This is a genomic window from Sunxiuqinia sp. A32 (assembly GCF_052690465.1).
In genome coordinates, this window is the sequence record NZ_JBQYLI010000025.1 from 22,937 (window position 1) to 40,411 (window position 17,475).

At 38.7% G+C, this 17,475-nt stretch carries 29 protein-coding genes; 27 read left to right on the top strand and 2 right to left on the bottom strand.

The window, feature by feature from the left end; all coding sequences use genetic code 11:
• Nucleotides 1-4: 4 nt before the first annotated feature.
• The 22 genes from rpsC to rplQ are packed head-to-tail and all read left to right on the top strand — an operon-like array spanning nucleotide 5 to nucleotide 10,503.
• Nucleotides 5-727: a 30S ribosomal protein S3 gene (gene rpsC / locus ACUNWD_RS18995; RefSeq protein ID WP_445589442.1), complete on the top strand. Its 723-nt coding sequence runs from the start codon at nucleotides 5-7 to the stop codon at nucleotides 725-727.
• Nucleotides 728-753: 26 nt separating this feature from the next.
• On the top strand, nucleotides 754-1,188 hold the full coding sequence (gene rplP / locus ACUNWD_RS19000) for a 50S ribosomal protein L16 (protein ID WP_445589443.1): 435 nt from the start codon (nucleotides 754-756) through the stop codon (nucleotides 1,186-1,188).
• 2 nt (nucleotides 1,189-1,190) lie between these two features.
• The gene (gene rpmC, locus ACUNWD_RS19005) at nucleotides 1,191-1,394 is read left to right on the top strand and encodes a 50S ribosomal protein L29 (RefSeq protein WP_445589444.1); all 204 of its coding nucleotides are present in this window, start codon (nucleotides 1,191-1,193) and stop codon (nucleotides 1,392-1,394) included.
• A 9-nt stretch (nucleotides 1,395-1,403) separates the two neighbouring features.
• On the top strand, nucleotides 1,404-1,661 hold the full coding sequence (gene rpsQ, locus ACUNWD_RS19010) for a 30S ribosomal protein S17 (RefSeq protein WP_445589445.1): 258 nt from the start codon (nucleotides 1,404-1,406) through the stop codon (nucleotides 1,659-1,661).
• Nucleotides 1,662-1,663: 2 nt separating this feature from the next.
• Nucleotides 1,664-2,029, top strand: coding sequence for a 50S ribosomal protein L14 (rplN, locus tag ACUNWD_RS19015; RefSeq protein WP_445589446.1), 366 nt, complete (start codon nucleotides 1,664-1,666; stop codon nucleotides 2,027-2,029).
• A gap of 17 nt (nucleotides 2,030-2,046) precedes the next feature.
• Nucleotides 2,047-2,370 (top strand): 50S ribosomal protein L24, encoded by a 324-nt coding sequence (gene rplX / locus ACUNWD_RS19020; protein WP_445589447.1) that lies wholly within the window; start codon nucleotides 2,047-2,049, stop codon nucleotides 2,368-2,370.
• A complete protein-coding gene (gene rplE / locus ACUNWD_RS19025) occupies nucleotides 2,370-2,927 on the top strand; it encodes a 50S ribosomal protein L5 (protein WP_445589448.1) in 558 nt (185 codons plus the stop codon). The genes rplX and rplE overlap by 1 nt, the downstream gene beginning before the upstream one ends.
• Before the next feature lie 3 nt (nucleotides 2,928-2,930).
• A complete protein-coding gene (gene rpsN, locus ACUNWD_RS19030; RefSeq protein ID WP_445589449.1) occupies nucleotides 2,931-3,200 on the top strand; it encodes a 30S ribosomal protein S14 in 270 nt (89 codons plus the stop codon).
• Between the two features lie 27 nt (nucleotides 3,201-3,227).
• On the top strand, nucleotides 3,228-3,626 hold the full coding sequence (gene rpsH / locus ACUNWD_RS19035; protein WP_445589491.1) for a 30S ribosomal protein S8: 399 nt from the start codon (nucleotides 3,228-3,230) through the stop codon (nucleotides 3,624-3,626).
• 15 nt (nucleotides 3,627-3,641) lie between these two features.
• Nucleotides 3,642-4,199 carry a 50S ribosomal protein L6 gene (gene rplF, locus ACUNWD_RS19040; protein WP_445589450.1) on the top strand — a complete coding sequence of 186 codons (558 nt, stop codon included), beginning with the start codon at nucleotides 3,642-3,644 and terminating at the stop codon, nucleotides 4,197-4,199.
• Between the two features lie 14 nt (nucleotides 4,200-4,213).
• Entirely contained in the window at nucleotides 4,214-4,570 is a 357-nt protein-coding gene (gene rplR, locus ACUNWD_RS19045) for a 50S ribosomal protein L18 (protein ID WP_445589451.1), read from the top strand.
• Between the two features lie 5 nt (nucleotides 4,571-4,575).
• Nucleotides 4,576-5,091, top strand: coding sequence for a 30S ribosomal protein S5 (gene rpsE / locus ACUNWD_RS19050; RefSeq protein WP_445589452.1), 516 nt, complete (start codon nucleotides 4,576-4,578; stop codon nucleotides 5,089-5,091).
• Nucleotides 5,092-5,096: 5 nt separating this feature from the next.
• A complete protein-coding gene (gene rpmD, locus ACUNWD_RS19055; RefSeq protein ID WP_445589453.1) occupies nucleotides 5,097-5,276 on the top strand; it encodes a 50S ribosomal protein L30 in 180 nt (59 codons plus the stop codon).
• A 20-nt stretch (nucleotides 5,277-5,296) separates the two neighbouring features.
• Nucleotides 5,297-5,743: a 50S ribosomal protein L15 gene (gene rplO, locus ACUNWD_RS19060; protein ID WP_445589454.1), complete on the top strand. Its 447-nt coding sequence runs from the start codon at nucleotides 5,297-5,299 to the stop codon at nucleotides 5,741-5,743.
• Between the two features lie 4 nt (nucleotides 5,744-5,747).
• Nucleotides 5,748-7,088, top strand: coding sequence for a preprotein translocase subunit SecY (gene secY, locus ACUNWD_RS19065; RefSeq protein ID WP_445589455.1), 1,341 nt, complete (start codon nucleotides 5,748-5,750; stop codon nucleotides 7,086-7,088).
• Between the two features lie 28 nt (nucleotides 7,089-7,116).
• Nucleotides 7,117-7,338 carry a translation initiation factor IF-1 gene (infA, locus tag ACUNWD_RS19070; protein ID WP_053187509.1) on the top strand — a complete coding sequence of 74 codons (222 nt, stop codon included), beginning with the start codon at nucleotides 7,117-7,119 and terminating at the stop codon, nucleotides 7,336-7,338.
• A 10-nt stretch (nucleotides 7,339-7,348) separates the two neighbouring features.
• Complete coding sequence (gene ykgO, locus ACUNWD_RS19075; RefSeq protein WP_445589456.1) at nucleotides 7,349-7,465, top strand: type B 50S ribosomal protein L36; 117 nt, start codon at nucleotides 7,349-7,351, stop codon at nucleotides 7,463-7,465.
• 28 nt (nucleotides 7,466-7,493) lie between these two features.
• On the top strand, nucleotides 7,494-7,871 hold the full coding sequence (gene rpsM / locus ACUNWD_RS19080; protein ID WP_445589457.1) for a 30S ribosomal protein S13: 378 nt from the start codon (nucleotides 7,494-7,496) through the stop codon (nucleotides 7,869-7,871).
• An 11-nt stretch (nucleotides 7,872-7,882) separates the two neighbouring features.
• A complete protein-coding gene (gene rpsK / locus ACUNWD_RS19085; RefSeq protein ID WP_445589458.1) occupies nucleotides 7,883-8,272 on the top strand; it encodes a 30S ribosomal protein S11 in 390 nt (129 codons plus the stop codon).
• 19 nt (nucleotides 8,273-8,291) lie between these two features.
• Complete coding sequence (gene rpsD / locus ACUNWD_RS19090; protein ID WP_445589459.1) at nucleotides 8,292-8,900, top strand: 30S ribosomal protein S4; 609 nt, start codon at nucleotides 8,292-8,294, stop codon at nucleotides 8,898-8,900.
• 19 nt (nucleotides 8,901-8,919) lie between these two features.
• Nucleotides 8,920-9,912, top strand: coding sequence for a DNA-directed RNA polymerase subunit alpha (locus ACUNWD_RS19095; RefSeq protein WP_445589460.1), 993 nt, complete (start codon nucleotides 8,920-8,922; stop codon nucleotides 9,910-9,912).
• Nucleotides 9,913-9,918: 6 nt separating this feature from the next.
• The gene (gene rplQ, locus ACUNWD_RS19100) at nucleotides 9,919-10,503 is read left to right on the top strand and encodes a 50S ribosomal protein L17 (RefSeq protein WP_445589461.1); all 585 of its coding nucleotides are present in this window, start codon (nucleotides 9,919-9,921) and stop codon (nucleotides 10,501-10,503) included.
• A gap of 82 nt (nucleotides 10,504-10,585) precedes the next feature.
• Here the strand turns inward: rplQ and ACUNWD_RS19105 are convergent, their stop codons facing one another.
• On the bottom strand, nucleotides 10,586-10,951 hold the full coding sequence (locus tag ACUNWD_RS19105; RefSeq protein ID WP_445589462.1) for a response regulator: 366 nt from the start codon (nucleotides 10,949-10,951) through the stop codon (nucleotides 10,586-10,588).
• Between the two features lie 134 nt (nucleotides 10,952-11,085).
• On the opposite strand from ACUNWD_RS19105, the gene ettA reads away from it, so the two are divergent.
• Nucleotides 11,086-12,771 carry an energy-dependent translational throttle protein EttA gene (ettA, locus tag ACUNWD_RS19110; RefSeq protein WP_445589463.1) on the top strand — a complete coding sequence of 562 codons (1,686 nt, stop codon included), beginning with the start codon at nucleotides 11,086-11,088 and terminating at the stop codon, nucleotides 12,769-12,771.
• A gap of 170 nt (nucleotides 12,772-12,941) precedes the next feature.
• The gene (locus ACUNWD_RS19115; protein WP_445589464.1) at nucleotides 12,942-13,547 is read left to right on the top strand and encodes a hypothetical protein; all 606 of its coding nucleotides are present in this window, start codon (nucleotides 12,942-12,944) and stop codon (nucleotides 13,545-13,547) included.
• Here the strand turns inward: ACUNWD_RS19115 and dacB are convergent.
• A complete protein-coding gene (gene dacB / locus ACUNWD_RS19120) occupies nucleotides 13,536-14,999 on the bottom strand; it encodes a D-alanyl-D-alanine carboxypeptidase/D-alanyl-D-alanine endopeptidase (RefSeq protein WP_445589465.1) in 1,464 nt (487 codons plus the stop codon). The two genes, ACUNWD_RS19115 and dacB, sit on opposite strands and share 12 nt — an antisense overlap.
• 69 nt (nucleotides 15,000-15,068) lie before the next feature.
• Here dacB and crcB point away from each other — a divergent pair, with 69 nt between their 5' ends.
• The 3 genes from crcB (at nucleotide 15,069) to eno (ending at nucleotide 17,468) form a co-directional block, all read left to right on the top strand.
• Nucleotides 15,069-15,455, top strand: a complete 387-nt coding sequence (gene crcB, locus ACUNWD_RS19125; protein ID WP_445589466.1) for a fluoride efflux transporter CrcB — start codon at nucleotides 15,069-15,071, stop codon at nucleotides 15,453-15,455.
• An 88-nt stretch (nucleotides 15,456-15,543) separates the two neighbouring features.
• Nucleotides 15,544-15,909, top strand: coding sequence for a DUF190 domain-containing protein (locus ACUNWD_RS19130; protein ID WP_445589467.1), 366 nt, complete (start codon nucleotides 15,544-15,546; stop codon nucleotides 15,907-15,909).
• A 257-nt stretch (nucleotides 15,910-16,166) separates the two neighbouring features.
• Nucleotides 16,167-17,468 carry a phosphopyruvate hydratase gene (gene eno / locus ACUNWD_RS19135; RefSeq protein WP_445589468.1) on the top strand — a complete coding sequence of 434 codons (1,302 nt, stop codon included), beginning with the start codon at nucleotides 16,167-16,169 and terminating at the stop codon, nucleotides 17,466-17,468.
• Nucleotides 17,469-17,475: the final 7 nt, after the last annotated feature.

Genomic DNA, 17,475 nt, shown 5'->3' on the forward strand with positions numbered 1-17,475 from the left:
ATACATGGGACAAAAAGTTAATCCAATCGCTAATCGTTTAGGAATCATCAGAGGATGGGATTCCAACTGGTTCGGTGGAAACGACTATGGTGACAAGCTGGTAGAAGATACCAAGATCCGTGAATACTTGAATGCCCGTTTGGCAAAAGCAAGTATTTCAAGGATTATCATTGAAAGAACATTGAAGCTTATTACCATTACCGTTCACACGTCACGTCCAGGTATTATTATTGGTAAAGGTGGTCAGGAAGTTGATAAGTTGAAAGAAGAATTGAAGAAGATCACCAACAAAGAAGTTCAGATTAATATCTTTGAGATAAAACGTCCAGAACTTGATGCTCGTATCGTTGCCAATAATGTTGCACGTCAAATTGAAGGAAAAATTGCTTATCGTCGTGCTACGAAAATGGCAATTGCCTCTACTATGAGAATGGGTGCGCAAGGAATTAAAATTCAGGTTTCCGGTCGTTTGAACGGAGCTGAAATGGCGCGCTCTGAAATGTATAAAGACGGTCGTACTCCTTTGCACACGCTGAGAGCTGATATTGATTATGCCTTAGCAGAAGCTTTAACAAAAACCGGTTTAATCGGTGTTAAGGTTTGGATTTGTAAAGGTGAAGTATACGGAAAACGCGACCTTTCTCCTAATGTAGGCCAAAAATCCAATCAGGGTGGTGGCCCACGTGGTGGTGGAAGAAGTGGCGGTTTCAGAAAGAAAAGAAAATAATTCGAAAACCTTTTAATTAAAAAAGGATGTTACAGCCGAAAAAGACAAAATTTAGAAGAGTACAAAAAGGACGAATGAAGGGGAATGCCCAACGCGGTAATCAACTTGCATTCGGTTCTTTCGGTATAAAGTCGTTGCAGGAAGCATGGATAACCGGTCGCCAAATTGAAGCGGCGAGGGTTGCGGTTACTCGTTATATGCAACGTCAGGGTCAAATTTGGATCCGAATATTCCCCGATAAACCAATTACCAAAAAACCAGCTGAAGTAAGGATGGGTAAAGGTAAAGGTTCTCCTGAAGCATTTGTAGCTCCGGTTTCACCAGGTCGTATTTTGATCGAAGCCGACGGTGTACCTTTCGAAATGGCTAAAGAAGCCCTTCGATTAGCGGCTCAGAAACTGCCGGTAACTACAAAGTTTGTTGTCAGACGTGATTATGTTGAATCTATTAAAGAAGACTAACGATGAAGACATCTGAAATCAAAGAATTAACAAGCAAGGAAATCCAGGAAAGAATTCAACTGGAAAATGAAACCTTGGTACGTCTGAATATGAACCATGCAGTTTCTCCTTTGGACAACCCTATGAAAATTAAGGAAGTCCGGAAGAATATTGCGCGCCTTAAGACAGAAATACGTCAGAGGGAATTGAATCAAAATCAGAATTAATTTGTAGTAATGGAAGCAAGAAATCTGAGAAAAGAGCGCGTCGGGGTTGTGGTAAGCGACAAAATGGAAAAAAGCATTGTTGTTGCTGTTAAACGAAAAGAAAAACATCCGATTTACGGAAAATTCGTTAACAAGACAACCAAGTTGTACGCCCACGATGAGACAAACACCTGCAACATTGGTGATACTGTAAAGATCATGGAAACAAGACCTTTAAGTAAAAACAAATGTTGGAGATTAGTTGAAATTATTGAAAGAGCTAAGTAATCATGATACAACAGGAATCAAGATGTTCAGTAGCCGATAACAGTGGCGCAAAAGAAGTTCTTTGTATCCGTGTTCTAGGCGGAACAAAGAAACGCTATGCATCACTGGGCGATACTGTGGTAGTAACTGTAAAGAGTGCTATCCCAAGTAGTGACATGAAAAAGGGAACCGTTTCAAAAGCAATTGTTGTTCGCACAAAAAAAGAAGTACGTCGTCAGGATGGATCTTATATCCGCTTCGATGATAATGCTGTTGTTTTGTTGAACAATACTGGTGAAATGCGCGGAACCCGTATTTTCGGCCCTGTTGCAAGGGAGCTTCGTGATAAGAACATGAAGATTATTTCTCTTGCACCTGAAGTACTTTAATGCATAAATCAAACAAAATGCAGAAAAAATTACATATCAAAAAAGGTGACACTGTTATTGTTGTTGCTGGTAACGATAAAGGCCGGCAAGGCAAAGTCCTTGAAGTAATCAGGGACAAAAGCAGAGCCATTGTGGAGGGTGTTAATATGATAAAAAAACATACCAAACCAAACGCGGAAAATCCGCAAGGTGGTATTGTTGAAAAGGAAGCACCAATCCATATTTCCAACCTAATGCAAGCGGATCCAAAAACTGGAGAACGCACTCGCATTGGAAGGAAGCTCGATAGCAACGGTAAATTAGTGCGTTATTCTAAAAAATCTGGAGAGGAGATTAAGTAATGGCTTACGAACCAACACTTAAAAAGAAATACTCGGACGAAATCGTTCCTACATTAAAAAAGGAATTCGATTATAAATCTGTTATGCAGGTACCGAGATTAAAGAAGATTGTCCTTAACCAAGGAGTTGGAGCTGCAATCGCTGACAAGAAAATCATTGAAGTCGCAACTGAAGAGATGACAATGATCGCCGGCCAAAAGGCAGTCCAAACCAAATCGAAAAAGGATATTTCGAACTTTAAACTGAGGAAAAAAATGCCAATTGGGGTACGTGTTACATTGCGCCGCGAGCGCATGTATGAATTCCTTGAGCGTCTAATCAACATCTCGTTGCCACGTATTCGTGACTTCAGGGGTATTGAAGGTAAAATGGACGGACAAGGAAATTACACATTAGGTATTCCAGAGCAGATCATTTTCCCAGAGATCAACATTGATCAGGTTAACCGTATTAACGGTATGAACATTACTTTTGTAACTTCTGCTGATTCTGACGAAGAAGGCTTTGCCTTATTGAAAGAATTAGGTTTACCTTTTAAAAACGTAAAAAAGAACTAAGTTATGGCTAAAGAATCAATGAAAGCCCGTGAGGTTAAAAGGGCAAAGCTTGTTGAAAAATATGCCGAAAAAAGGGCTCAGCTAAAGGCAGAAGGCGATTATGAAGGTTTGCAAAAATTACCTAAGAACTCATCGAAAGTTCGTTTGCATAACCGTTGTAAACTTACCGGAAGACCTAAAGGCTATATGCGCCAATTCGGTATTAGTAGGATTAATTTCCGTGAAATGGCGTCTGCAGGATTAATTCCTGGAGTTAAAAAAGCAAGTTGGTAAACGTTTAATCGAAAAGTAATGAGTAAAATTACAGATCCGATAGCAGACTTCCTTACCCGCGTTCGTAACGCACAAAAAGCGAAGCACCGTGTAGTGGAAATTCCTGCATCAAATATTAAAAAGGAAATTACCAAAATCTTAAAAGATAAAGGGTATATCCTGAATTATAAGTTTGAAGATGATGTAAACTATCAGGGAAATATTAAAATTGCCTTGAAGTATCATCCTGAAACTAAGACACCAGCCATTAAGAAAATCAAAAGGGTAAGTAAGCCTGGTTTGCGACAATATTGCGATAGTGATAATATTCCTCGCGTATTGAATGGATTGGGAATCGCAATCTTATCCACATCTAAAGGTGTAATTTCTGATAAAGAAGCACGCGATTTAGGTGTAGGTGGTGAAGTTTTATGTTACGTATATTAATAAGGAGGAAAAGCAATGTCAAGAATAGGTAAATTACCAATCGCTATACCAGCTGGTGTTACTATTAGTGTTGCCAAAGACAATGTAGTAACAGTCAAAGGCAAACTCGGCGAGCTTTCGCAACAGGTAGATCCCGAAATTGAAGTAGCTGTAGAAGAAAACCAAATTGTTGTTAAAAGACCAAGTGAAACAAAAAAACACCGTGCATTGCATGGGTTATACCGTTCACTAATTAACAACATGGTAGTTGGTGTTTCTGAAGGTTACGAAATTAAACTCGAGCTCGTAGGTGTGGGGTACCGTGCTGAAAACCAGGGACAATTATTGGACCTTGTTTTAGGGTATTCTCACCATACATACCTGGAACTTCCTTCTGAAGTTAAAGTCGAAGCCGTAACAGATAAACGGAGTAATCCAAGTGTAACTCTTAAAAGCTGTGACAAACAGCTTATTGGTCAAGTTGCTGCAAAAATACGTTCACTGCGTAAACCAGAACCTTACAAAGGTAAAGGTGTGAAATTCGCTGGAGAAGTATTGAGGCGTAAAGCCGGAAAATCAGCTGCTGCTAAATAGTAAAAATTGAAATCATGGCTTTAACGAAACAAGAAAGAAGATATAGAATCAAAAAGAGAATCCGGAAAATTATTTCCGGAACTGCTGAAAAACCACGTTTGAGTATTTTCAGAAGTAACAAGCAAGTTTATGCCCAACTGATTAACGATCTTGAAGGTACAACTTTACTTGCAGTCTCTTCATTGGATAAAGAAATCAGCGAAAAAGAAGGCAACAAAAGCGAAAAAGCAGCCCTAGTTGGTAAAGCATTAGCTGAAAAAGCGAAAGCTGCTGGCGTTTCAAATGTTGTATTCGATCGTAACGGTTATTTGTATCACGGTAGAGTTAAACAATTAGCTGATGCTGCCCGTGAAGGTGGCCTTAAATTTTAATGATTATGGCAGAGAATATTAAAAGAGTCAAAACAAGTGACATTGAACTTAAGGACAGACTAGTTGCAATTAACCGTGTAACTAAAGTAACTAAAGGGGGTAGAACTTTCAGCTTTTCAGCAATTGTTGTTGTCGGTGACGAAAACGGTATTGTTGGATGGGGACTGGGTAAAGCCAGCGAAGTTACAACTGCGATAGCTAAAGGTGTTGACGCTGCTAAAAAGAATTTGGTTAAAATTCCTGTTCATAAAGGAACTATTCCTCACGAACAGCTTGCCAAATTTGGTGGTGCCCGCGTATTCTTAAAACCTGCCTCATCAGGTACAGGTGTTAAGGCAGGGGGTGCAATGCGTGCTGTATTGGAGAGTGTTGGTGTTCACGATATCCTTGCGAAATCTAAAGGATCATCAAACCCACACAACCTGGTAAAAGCAACATTCCAAGCTTTGCTTGAATTACGTGATGCACAAACTGTTGCAGAACACAGAGGAGTTTCATTAGAAAAAGTTTTTAAAGGATAGGAACTATGGCTAAGATTAAAATTACTCAAGTAAAAAGCAAAATTGGTTCCAATAAAAAGCAAAAAGCGACGCTTGAAGCTCTTGGAATTAAGAAGATGAACCAAACTGTTGAAAAAGAAGCCACAGAGCAAATTCTTGGCATGGTCAGCAAGGTGAATCATTTGGTGAAAGTCGAAGAAATTTAAAATATTTTAAGATTGTAATTATGGAATTAAGTAATCTTAAACCTGCTGAGGGATCCGTTAAAAAGGACAAACGTATTGGCCGTGGTCAAGGATCAGGACGTGGCGGTACCTCTACAAGAGGTCATAAAGGTGCCCAGTCTCGTTCCGGATACAGCCGTACGCGCGGTTTTGAAGGTGGTCAAATGCCTTTACAGCGTGTTGTGCCTAAATTCGGGTTCAAAAACATTAACAGGGTAGAATATAAAGCCATCAACCTTGATGCATTGCAAGCTTTAGCTGAGAGCAAAAAGTTGTCAGTTATTGATGCGCAAACAATCGTTGATGCCGGTCTTGCTTCAAAAAACGACCGTGTAAAGATTTTAGGAAATGGTGAGTTGAAAGTGAAGTTGGAAGTGAAAGCGCATGCATTTTCTAAATCAGCAAAAGAAGCTATCGAAAAATTAGAAGGAACCACTGAAATACTCTAACCTGATGAAAAAATTTATCGAAACCCTAAAGAACATTTATAAGATCGAAGATTTAAGATCCCGTTTGGGAACAACTTTATTCTTTCTTTTAATTTACCGTTTAGGATCGTACGTAGCCTTACCGGGCATTGATCCGGCACAATTAGGAGAACTTAAAAACCAAACTTCGGATGGGTTGCTGGGGTTACTGGATATGTTCTCGGGTGGTGCGTTCTCAAATGCGTCAATCTTTGCTTTAGGGATCATGCCTTACATTTCTGCTTCTATTGTAATTCAGTTGATGGGAATAGCCGTTCCATATTTTCAGAAATTGCAAAAAGAAGGAGAATCGGGAAGAAGAAAGATCAATCAGATAACTCGTTATTTGACTGTATTTATCTTAATTTTCCAGGCACCTGCGTTCTTAACTAACATCAAAATGAATATGCCTCAGGCAATTGTAATGGATCCGACAATGTTTACCATTTCGTCGACTGTTATTATGTGTGCTGGTTCCATGTTTGTTATGTGGTTGGGTGAACGTATTACCGATAAAGGAATAGGTAATGGTATTTCGTTGATTATCATGATTGGTATTATTGCCCGTCTGCCATTTTCTGTCTTTGCAGAATTTGTTTCTCGCTTGGAACAGCAAGGTGGTGGTATGGTTATGTTCTTGGTTGAGTTTGTAATACTTTTTGTAATATTTATGGGAACAATTATGCTTGTACAAGGTACACGCCGTATTCCTGTTCAATATGCAAAGCGAATAGTAGGTAACAAACAATACGGAGGCGTTCGTCAATATATACCGTTAAAAGTGAATGCTGCCGGGGTAATGCCAATTATTTTTGCCCAGGCTATCATGTTTGTTCCGATGACAATTGCGGGATTTGCTAATTCAGACAGCATGAGTGGTTTTGCGGCTGCCTTTAGCAACCACACCGGTTTTTGGTATAACTTTACGCAATTTGTGCTGGTTGTATTGTTTACGTATTTTTATACGGCAATTACTGTTAATCCAGTTCAAATGGCTGAGGATATGAAAAAGAACGGTGGTTTCATTCCGGGAGTAAAACCAGGAAAGAAAACTGTTGAATTTTTAGATACCGTAATGTCTCGTATTACTTTTCCTGGATCAATTTTTCTGGGTATAGTAACTATCTTGCCAGCTTTTGCTATGTTGGGAGGAGTTAACACTCAATTTGCTTACTTTTACGGTGGCACATCGTTGTTAATTTTGGTTGGTGTTGTACTAGACACCTTGCAACAAATTGAGAGTCATTTGCTAATGCGTCACTATGATGGTCTGATGAAATCAGGTCGTATTAAGGGACGTACCGGCGGTGGCGGTTCAATGATGTAAAATGCTAATAATAAAAGATAAATAGTTTATGGCAAAACAGCCTTCTATAGAACAAGACGGAACAATCATTGAAGCTTTATCAAATGCTATGTTCAGGGTTGAACTTGAAAATGGTCATGTGATAACGGCGCATATCTCTGGTAAAATGCGTATGCATTATATCAAAATTCTTCCGGGAGATAAAGTAAAAGTGGAGATGTCTCCATATGATTTGACAAAAGGAAGAATTACTTTTAGATATAAAAATTAAAGGAAATATAATGAAAATTAGAGTATCCATTAAGAAACGCAGTGCCGACTGCAAAATAGTGCGCAGAAAAGGCCGTTTGTACGTGATTAACAAAAAAAATCCAAAGTTCAAACAGCGTCAGGGATAATTAATTAACTTTGTAAAAATTTTTATTTATGGCTCGTATTGTTGGAGTTGATATTCCTAATAATAAAAGAGGAGAAGTTGCCTTAACATACATTTACGGCATTGGTCGTAGCCGCGCTAATAATATCTTAAGCAACGCTGGTGTTAATCCTGATACAAAAGTACAGGATTGGACCGATGATGAGTTTGCTGCGATTCGTGGTGTGATTAATGAAAACTTTAAAGTTGAAGGTGAACTTCGCTCAGAAAATCAACTAAATATTAAACGTTTGATGGATATCGGTTGTTACCGTGGAATCCGTCATCGTATTGGCCTTCCAGTTCGTGGACAAAGTACTAAAAACAATGCACGTACTCGTAAGGGAAGAAAGAAAACTGTAGCTAATAAGAAAAAAGCCACTAAATAATTAAGTGAATTATGGCAAAAAAGACAAGTTCCAGTAGGAAAAGAGTCGTTAATGTTGAAGCTACCGGTCAGGCGCATATTCATTCCTCATTCAATAATATTATTATCTCATTGACCAATAATAACGGAGAAGTTATCTCTTGGTCATCAGCTGGTAAAAAAGGATTTAGAGGTTCAAAAAAGAATACGCCTTATGCTGCTCAGGTAGCCGCTGAAGAATGTGCAAAAACTGCATATGATCTTGGACTCAGAAAAGTAAAGGTGTTTGTTAAAGGTCCTGGTAACGGCCGGGAATCTGCTATTAGAGCTATTAATAGTGTGGGCATTCAGGTAAATGAAATCGTAGATGTGACTCCATTGCCACATAACGGTTGCCGCCCAGCAAAAAGAAGACGTGTTTAATCTTTAAAATGGTAGAATAATGGCTAGATATAGAGGACCAAAAACAAAAATCGCAAGGAAATTCGGTGAACCAATTTATGGACCGGATAAAGTACTTGAAAAGAAAAATTACCCTCCTGGCATGCATGGTCAGGGAAGCCGTAGAAGAAAGAAATCAGAATACGGTTTACAGCTTCGTGAAAAGCAAAAAGCGAAATATACTTACGGTATCTTAGAAAGACAATTCTCAAACCTTTTCAAAAAAGCTTCGGCTTCAAAAGGTGTTACTGGTGAAGTATTATTGCAATTATTGGAATCAAGATTAGACAACGTTGTTTTCCGTCTTGGTTTAGCTGCATCACGTCCTGCTGCCCGTCAGTTGGTGTCTCACAAACATATTACGGTTAATGGGGAACTCGTGAATATTCCTTCATTCCAGTTGCGTCCAGGTGATGTTGTTGGTGTACGTGAAAAATCAAAATCATTGGAAGTAATTTCTGATGCATTGACTTCTCATCGTTACAACAAATACGCTTGGTTAGAATGGGATGGTGGCCAAATGGTCGGGAAATTCTTGAATCGCCCAGAAAGGGAAGAAATTCCTGAAAATATTAAAGAACAACTTATTGTAGAGTTGTATTCTAAATAATCAATTACTCAGTATTATTATGGCAATATTAGCGTTCCAAAAACCTGACAAAGTTATAATGGTTGAATCCGATGACAAATTCGGTAAATTCGAATTTCGTCCATTGGAGCCTGGTTATGGTATTACAATCGGTAATGCCCTTCGCCGCATCCTGTTATCTTCGTTGGAAGGTTATGCAATCACCACTGTCAAAATCGAAACCGTTGATCATGAATTTGCTACCGTGAAAGGTGTGATGGAAGATGTAACTGAAATCATCCTTAACCTAAAGCAAATCCGTTTCAAACGTGAAGTTGAAGATTTCGACAGTGAGAAAGTTTCTATCACGATTACCGGTCAGGAAGAATTTACTGCTGGCGACATCAACAAATTTATGACTGGATTCCGGGTGTTAAATCCTGAACTGGTTATTTGCCGCATGGAAGCTGATGTTAAATTGCAAATGGAAATTTCCATTAACAAAGGACGCGGCTATGTCCCCAGCGCTGAGAACAAGCCGGTGGATGCTGAGTTTGGGATCATTCCAATTGACTCAATCTTCACTCCAATAAGGAATGTGAAGTATGCTGTTGAGAATTATCGTGTTGAGCAAAAGACTGACTATGAAAAGTTAATTCTGGATATCAGCACTGATGGTTCAATTCATCCAAAAGATGCTTTGAAAGAAGCAGCAAAAATTCTGATTTATCACTTCATGTTGTTCTCTGACGAGAAGATCACTCTTGATTCTGATGAGAAATTTGCAAATGAAGAGTTTGATGAAGAAGTATTGCACATGCGTCAGCTATTGAAAACCAAACTGGTTGATATGGATCTTTCTGTTCGTGCATTGAACTGCTTGAAAGCAGCTGATGTAGAAACATTAGGTGAATTAGTTACCTATAACCGAAACGATCTGTTGAAATTCAGAAACTTTGGTAAGAAATCGTTGACTGAATTGGATGACCTTCTTAATGGCATGAATTTGACATTTGGAATGGATATTAGTAAGTATAAACTAGACAAGGAATAGGCAGAAATGAGACATAATAAAAAATTCAACCATCTTGGAAGAAAGAGTGCTCATAGAAAGGCAATGCTTTCTAATATGGCGAATTCATTGATTTTCCATAAAAGAATTAGCACAACTGTGGCAAAAGCCAAAGCACTTAAGATGTATGTTGAACCGCTTATTACAAAAGCAAAAGACGATACTACTCACTCACGTCGTTTGGTTTTCAGCCAATTAAAAAGCAAAGCTGCGGTATCTGAATTGTTCCGCGATGTTGCAGAAAAAGTTGGTGATCGTCCCGGAGGTTACACACGTATCCTTAAAACCGGAACTCGATTGGGTGATAGTGCTGAAATGTGTATCATTGAGTTAGTAGACTACAATGAAAACATGTTAGCTTCTAAAGATGATAAAAAAGCAAAATCTCGTCGTTCCCGTCGTGGTAGTGCTAAGAAATCAACTCCTGCGACTGAAGCACCAGCTGCTCCAAAAGCAGAAGAGGTAGTTGAAGAGCCGAAAGCTGAAGAAACTGCTGCGGAGGTAGTAGAGGAACCAGCTAAAGAAGAACCTAAAGCAGAAGCTGCAGACGAAGAAAAAAAGGAAGAGAATTAGAAACTCAACCTCTATAAAATTAAAAAGCTGACCATTGGTCAGCTTTTTTTTGTCCTTTTCGAATCAATCAACCATCATAAGCTTATATTTTCAAAATATGTTTGATACGTTTTTGCAAATAACCAGCCTTTAATGGTTTAATTAGATAATCATTTGCCCCATATTGTAAACACTTTCTGCGATCTGATTCCAAATCACTGGTGGTGTAAAATACAATAGGGATGTTTTTATTCAGGTTACTATCTAATTGCCGGATCTTTAATGTTGCTTCAGCACCGTCCATTATTGGCATAAAAAGATCCATCAAGATTAGGTCGTATTTTTTTACCTGAACTTTCTCCAATGCCTCTAAACCATGATCTGCGGTTTCAATATCATAATCATTGTGTAATGATAATGTCGCGAATTTCTGGTTTACAGGGTTGTCATCAACAATAAGTATTTTCAACACTAATAATTTTATTGAATACTATAACAAATTTAAAGATATAAAATGCAAAAAACACCTAATTTTGCTAACCGATAACGCCAGTTGGATAGTTCAATTGGCAGATTTGGATAGTATTAGATAATAATATAGGTATGACAGACGATAAAAAGATTATTTTTTCAATGTACAAGGTGAGTAAAACGTACCCACCGCAAAAGCAGGTTATTAAAGATATTTCGCTTTCCTTTTTTCTGGGAGCTAAAATCGGAATAATCGGGCTTAATGGATCTGGCAAATCGACCTTGCTTAAAATCATCGCAGGGCTTGAGAAGTCTTATCAGGGAGAGGTTGTCTTTTCTCCAGGTTACACAGTAGGATATTTAGAACAAGAGCCAAAGCTCGATCCAACTAAAACCGTTAAGCAAGTGGTTGAAGAAGGTGTTCAGGAGATTGTAGACGTGTTGAAGGCATACGAGGAGATCAATTTGAAATTCTCGGAGCCGGAAGTGCTGGATGATCCTGATAAAATGGAAGCATTAATTAATCAACAGACTCAGCTGCAAGAGAAGATTGATCATTATGATGCGTGGAACCTGGATTCAAAACTTGAACGTGCGATGGATGCATTACGCTGTCCTCAGGGAGATCAGCTTGTGACTGAGCTTTCAGGTGGTGAACAACGCCGCGTTGCCTTATGTCGTTTGTTATTGAAGGAGCCTGATGTGCTACTTCTCGATGAGCCAACGAACCATTTAGATGCTGAGTCAGTTCAATGGCTGGAAATGCATCTTCAACAATATAAGGGGACGGTTATATGTATCACTCACGATCGTTACTTCCTGGATAATGTAGCTGGTTGGATTTTGGAATTGGACAGAGGAGAAGGTATTCCTTGGAAAGGAAACTATTCATCATGGTTGGAACAAAAGTCGAAGCGTTTGGCTCAGGAAGAGAAGCAGCAGTCTAAAAGGCAAAAGACGCTTGAACGAGAATTAGAGTGGATTAAAATGGCTCCGAAGGCCCGCCATGCAAAGGCCAAAGCCCGTTTGAATGCTTATAACCAATTAATGGATGAAGACGTTAAGCAAAAAGAGGAGCGATTAGAGATCTTTATTCCCAATGGACCTCGACTTGGTGATAAAGTCATTAATGCAAATACGCTTGCAAAAGGATATGGCGATAGGCTTCTTTTTGAAGGGCTTGATTTTGTTCTGCCTCCAAATGGAATCGTTGGCGTAATTGGACCCAACGGAGCGGGTAAAACCACTTTGTTTCGTTTAATCATGGGGCAAGAGCAACCAGATAAAGGGAGCTTCGAAGTAGGTGATACCGTCAAAGTTTCTTACGTTGATCAATCACATGGCGATATTGATCCTGAAAAGACCGTTTATCAGGTTATTTCAGGAGGAAATGATTTGATCGCTATGGGTGGTCGCCAGATAAATGCTCGTGCTTACGTGTCTCGCTTTAATTTCGCAGGTTCTGATCAGGAAAAGAAATGTGGCATTTTATCCGGAGGAGAGCGTAACAGATTGCATTTGGCAATGGCGTTGAAAGAAGAAGGAAACGTTTTATTGCTTGACGAACCAACCAATGATATTGATGTAAATACCCTTCGTGCTTTGGAAGAAGGATTGGATCATTTTGCCGGATGTGCGGTCGTTATTTCACACGATCGCTGGTTTCTTGATCGTATTGCAACCCATATCCTTGCTTTTGAAGGTGAATCAAATGTATATTTCTTCGAAGGTTCTTATTCAGAATATGAGGAGAATAAGAAAAAGAGATTGGGCGATGAAGGTCCAAAACGAATAAAATACAAGAAGCTTGTTAAATAAATTACAACAGGGGCGTCAAAATTTTTGATGCCTCTGTTTATTTCAGTTAGACTTGTAGCCGTTAGATTTTTTAAGTTTCGTTTAAAGTTTTTAGCACTAAACCTTATTAATTTTATAGGCTAGTTTAAGGTAGTTTATAATAGTTAGTAATCAATCAAAAACATAAGGTGATGAAGAAGACAGTCTCGTTTTTCATCCTGTTATTCGCCGTCAACTATCTAGTTGCTCAGGAAGTGGAAACAGGAAAATTACCCAATGAGCAATCCAGGGTGAATAAGGAATATGATGAAAATGGAAATTTGATTTGTTTCGATTCTACTTATGTGAAAAGCTGGTCATCTGATTCGACAATGAATCTGATCGATTTTGAATCAATTCAAAAAGAGATGAAGGACTTGCTGGGGAGTAACTTTAATGGATTTTTCTCAGATTCCATTTCTTCTGGAAATGATCCATTTCGCGATCTTCAAAAAGAGTTTTTAGAGCATCGTCAAAGTTTCATGAATGGTTTTTCGTTTGGGAATGATTCAAATAATTGGGATGGATTTTTACCGGATAATCTTGATAGTCTGCATAACGAAATGATGAAGAATTTTGGACGTTTTTTTAAGACAGATACCTTGAAATTTGAAAATGAATCCAATCCAACAGATTTTGAATTTTTCTTTAGCCCGGAAGAAATGGAAAAAATAAGAAAAGAGTTGGAAGAACAGTTTGATCAACCCGTGGAGCAAAAAGAGGAAGTCAAAAGAAATGGGAACTCTTTAGTTCGATAACCGGGCCTTTACCAATAATTCTTCAATTAAATCAATAGCTATAGCCTGACTGCAGGCGAAATTATTCAGCATCACTGTGAATAGCAATTGCTTGCCGGATATTGTAATGATTGAGCCAGCGTAGCACCGCACCCTGGTCATACTGCCGCTTTTTGCCAGCAAGGTACCTTTGGGGAAGTTCTTGTGGTCAAAAACATATAAAGTCCCGTTTGGCACATCCGGGATTGATGAGAAAAATAATTCGCCATATTGACTTTCGTTTTTCATGTAATATAGTATGTCAACCAATTGTTTGGCGGTAACAGCATTGAAATGAGACAACCCAGATCCATCTGCCATAAAGAAACCTTTCATGTCAAGGCCCTTATTTTCCCAAAACTGCTCAACAATTTTTACTCCTTCTTTCGTTGAACCAACACCTGTTTCAAGGAAAGACATATGTTTCAGCAAGTGTTCGGCAAACAAGTTTACACTTTCATGATTCGTCACTCGGATAATATCAATTAATGGGGGAGAAGAAATTTTGTCAATGACTTGGTAGCTTGTTACCTGTGGCTTTGCATATAAAATGTCGATAAAACCACCTACTGTAATTCCCGATTCATTCAATTTATTTTGTAGCTGATATGCTAATAAATATGGTGGATTTGGAATGGATGCTTTGATTTTAAAATCACTTTTCCCTTTTGGGATGGTTCCCCGCAAAATGCGTTTGGTGTCTAAAGGACTACCAAAAACGTAAGCCTCGTCTCGATTGATATTTGACGACAATACATTATTCTCAAATTGAATGTCCGGAATTTCAGGTTCAATTTTTAAGATACTGGTTGGCTGATCTTCTATCGCGGGAGAAAACAAATGGATTTTATACAAATTGTCGTAAACAGAAATTGCAAACACTCCCGCTCCGTAATAATTCCCTAGATCTTCCCAAATCCAGGTATTGGGTATCGTTTGTTTTTCATAAATGGAAACATCCGAAATAATGTTTCCGGTAACGTGCGTAATATTTAGTTCCACCAGCTTTTGCAGCCACTTATCAAGGAAATGTGGAGATTGGTAAAATTCTTTGAAATATTTTGATCCAAGAGCCGGATCACCACCTCCAATGATAATTAGATCTCCAACTAAACTATCGTTTCTAATTTGTCCGGAATAGGCAAGTTGTGTTTCAAATCGAAAATTGGGCCCCAGTTTTTCAAGTGCAGTGGCTGTAGTGGCGAGCTTTAGAATTGAGCCAGGAGCCAAACTATGCTGTGGACTTGTTTCTGCCAGAATTTCGTCAGTGAGTGCATCTTTAAAGCAAATACCAATATTGCTGTGTTCAAGTTCTGCAGATTCCATCCATTCTGCTACTTCATATTGAAAAGCAGTAGGAGATTGTGAATAGCAATACAACGGAAAAATAAGGCAAAGGAAAATGAATGCTTGTTTGAAATTGTCGCTGAACATGGGCAGATTAAATATTTTCGTAAATTTGAAGTTCAAGGTATTCATTTCACTTGAATAATAAAATAATCCATGCTGAAAACAATTTTCATCGTAGGAACAGGAGGCTTTTTGGGAAGCGTTGCTCGTTACCTAACACAAGTTCTGGTCGAGAAGTATTTGCATAGTACCTTCCCTTGGGGAACATTCGCGGCAAACATTGCCGGCTGTTTTATTATTGGACTTGCTTTTGCCATGTCTGAACGGGGAAACCTTTTATCTCCCGAATGGCGGATATTTCTGACCGTTGGATTTTGTGGCGGATTTACCACATTTTCTTCGTTTGCCTATAATAACCTTAATATGCTTGCGGAGAATAATTATCTGCAGTTATTCGGCAATATTGGGTTGAGCCTTTTTTTTGGGATTTTGGCAGTTTACCTTGGCGTAATATCTATTCGGTTGATCTACGGACAATAAAGATCTATTATTCTTTCATTCCACTATTTTCTTTTTGCTTTTTATGAAGTAACTTGTTCGTAAAACAATTTTTAGAAAGGAGCGAGTTATGAAAGGTAAAGCCAGTTTATTGAAAGTTTATATATCGGAAACTGATAAAATAGGATCAACACCATTATACGAAGAGATTGTAAAGGAGGCTCGAGAGTATGGAATGGCAGGAGCAACCGTTCACAGGGGAATTCTATCATTTGGAGCAAGCCACTCGATTCATACGATGAAAATATTTGCCTTATCCGGCAATCTGCCGATTGTTATTGAGATTGTGGATGAAGATGAAAAAGTGAAAAGTTTTGCAAAGGAAGTGCATGAACTAATTGCAAAATCAGAGAAAGGTGCTTTGGTTACCATTCAGCCTTTACAAGTTTTCGAGTACAAACCCGGTGATAAATTCAATCAGTTTAAATCGTTCTAATACCTGAACATAAGGAGCTTAATTCTTTGTAAATTTGATGTAGAATAATTTGCTTAGTCTTTGATTTTGCAGACTAAATGCCAGACAATTTTCTGCAAATAAATTCGTGTGCGGTTTCTTCTTTAAATTTAAGTTATTCGTAACAAGGAAACCTCACTAATTTTCTCATGATTTCGTATATTTGCCTCGGTTTTTTGAAAGTTTTTAAAAATCAATATTTTAGATAAATTACTAAGTTTAATTCAAAACCATAAATCATGTTAATTAGTAACGTAGTTGGTAGAGAAATTTTAGATTCTCGTGGTAATCCTACCGTAGAAGTTGAAATCACATTGGAATGTGGTTCAATCGGTTTAGCTGGCGTTCCATCCGGAGCATCAACTGGCGAAAATGAGGCACTTGAGTTGCGTGATGGCGACAAAGGCCGTTACCTTGGTAAAGGTGTATTGAAAGCTGTTGAAAACGTAAATACTGTTATCGCTCAGGAAATCATCGGAATGGATGCTTCTGAACAGGTAGCTATAGACCAAAAATTACTTGATTTGGACGGAACTAAGACCAAATCAAAATTAGGTGCCAACGCGATGTTGGGTGTTTCTTTGGCTGTTGCGAAAGCTGCTGCTAATGCACTTGACCTTCCATTATACCGTTACATCGGTGGAACAAACGCAAAAACATTGCCAGTTCCTATGATGAACATTATCAATGGCGGATCTCACTCAGATGCTCCTATCGCTTTCCAGGAATTCATGATTCGCCCAATTGGTGCTCCTTCATTCCGTGAAGGTTTACGTATGGGTGCTGAAGTATTCCACAGCTTGAAAAAAGTTCTTTCAAAACGTAACTTAAGCACTGCTGTAGGTGACGAAGGTGGTTTTGCTCCAGCATTGGACGGAACTGAAGATGCATTGAACTCAATCATAGAAGCTATCAAAAACGCTGGATACAAGCCAGGACGTGCAGAAGACGGTGGAGATGTTTCTATCGCTCTTGACTGTGCCGCTTCTGAGTTCTACAGTGATGGTATTTACGATTATAGCAAATTTGAAGGAGAAGGCGGTGCAAAACGTACTTCTGAAGAACAAGCTGCTTATTTAGCTGAATTAGTTGCTAATTTCCCTATCGATTCTATCGAAGACGGTATGGACGAAGGCGACTGGGACGGTTGGGTAAAACTGAATGCTGAATTGGGTGACAAATGTCAGTTGGTTGGTGACGACTTGTTCGTAACTAACGTTGAGTACTTGCAAAAAGGTATCGAATTGAATGCTGCTAACTCAATCCTGATTAAAGTTAACCAAATTGGTACGTTGACAGAAACATTGGATGCAATTGAAATGGCACACCGTGCTGGTTATACTTCAGTAACTTCTCACCGTTCTGGTGAAACTGAAGATTCAACAATTGCTGACATTGCAGTTGCTACTAACTCAGGTCAAATCAAAACTGGTTCATTGAGCCGTTCTGACCGTATGGCTAAGTACAACCAACTACTTCGTATTGAAGAGCAATTGGGTGCTGCTGCTATCTACGGATACAAAAAAATATATAAAAAGTAAGGTATTT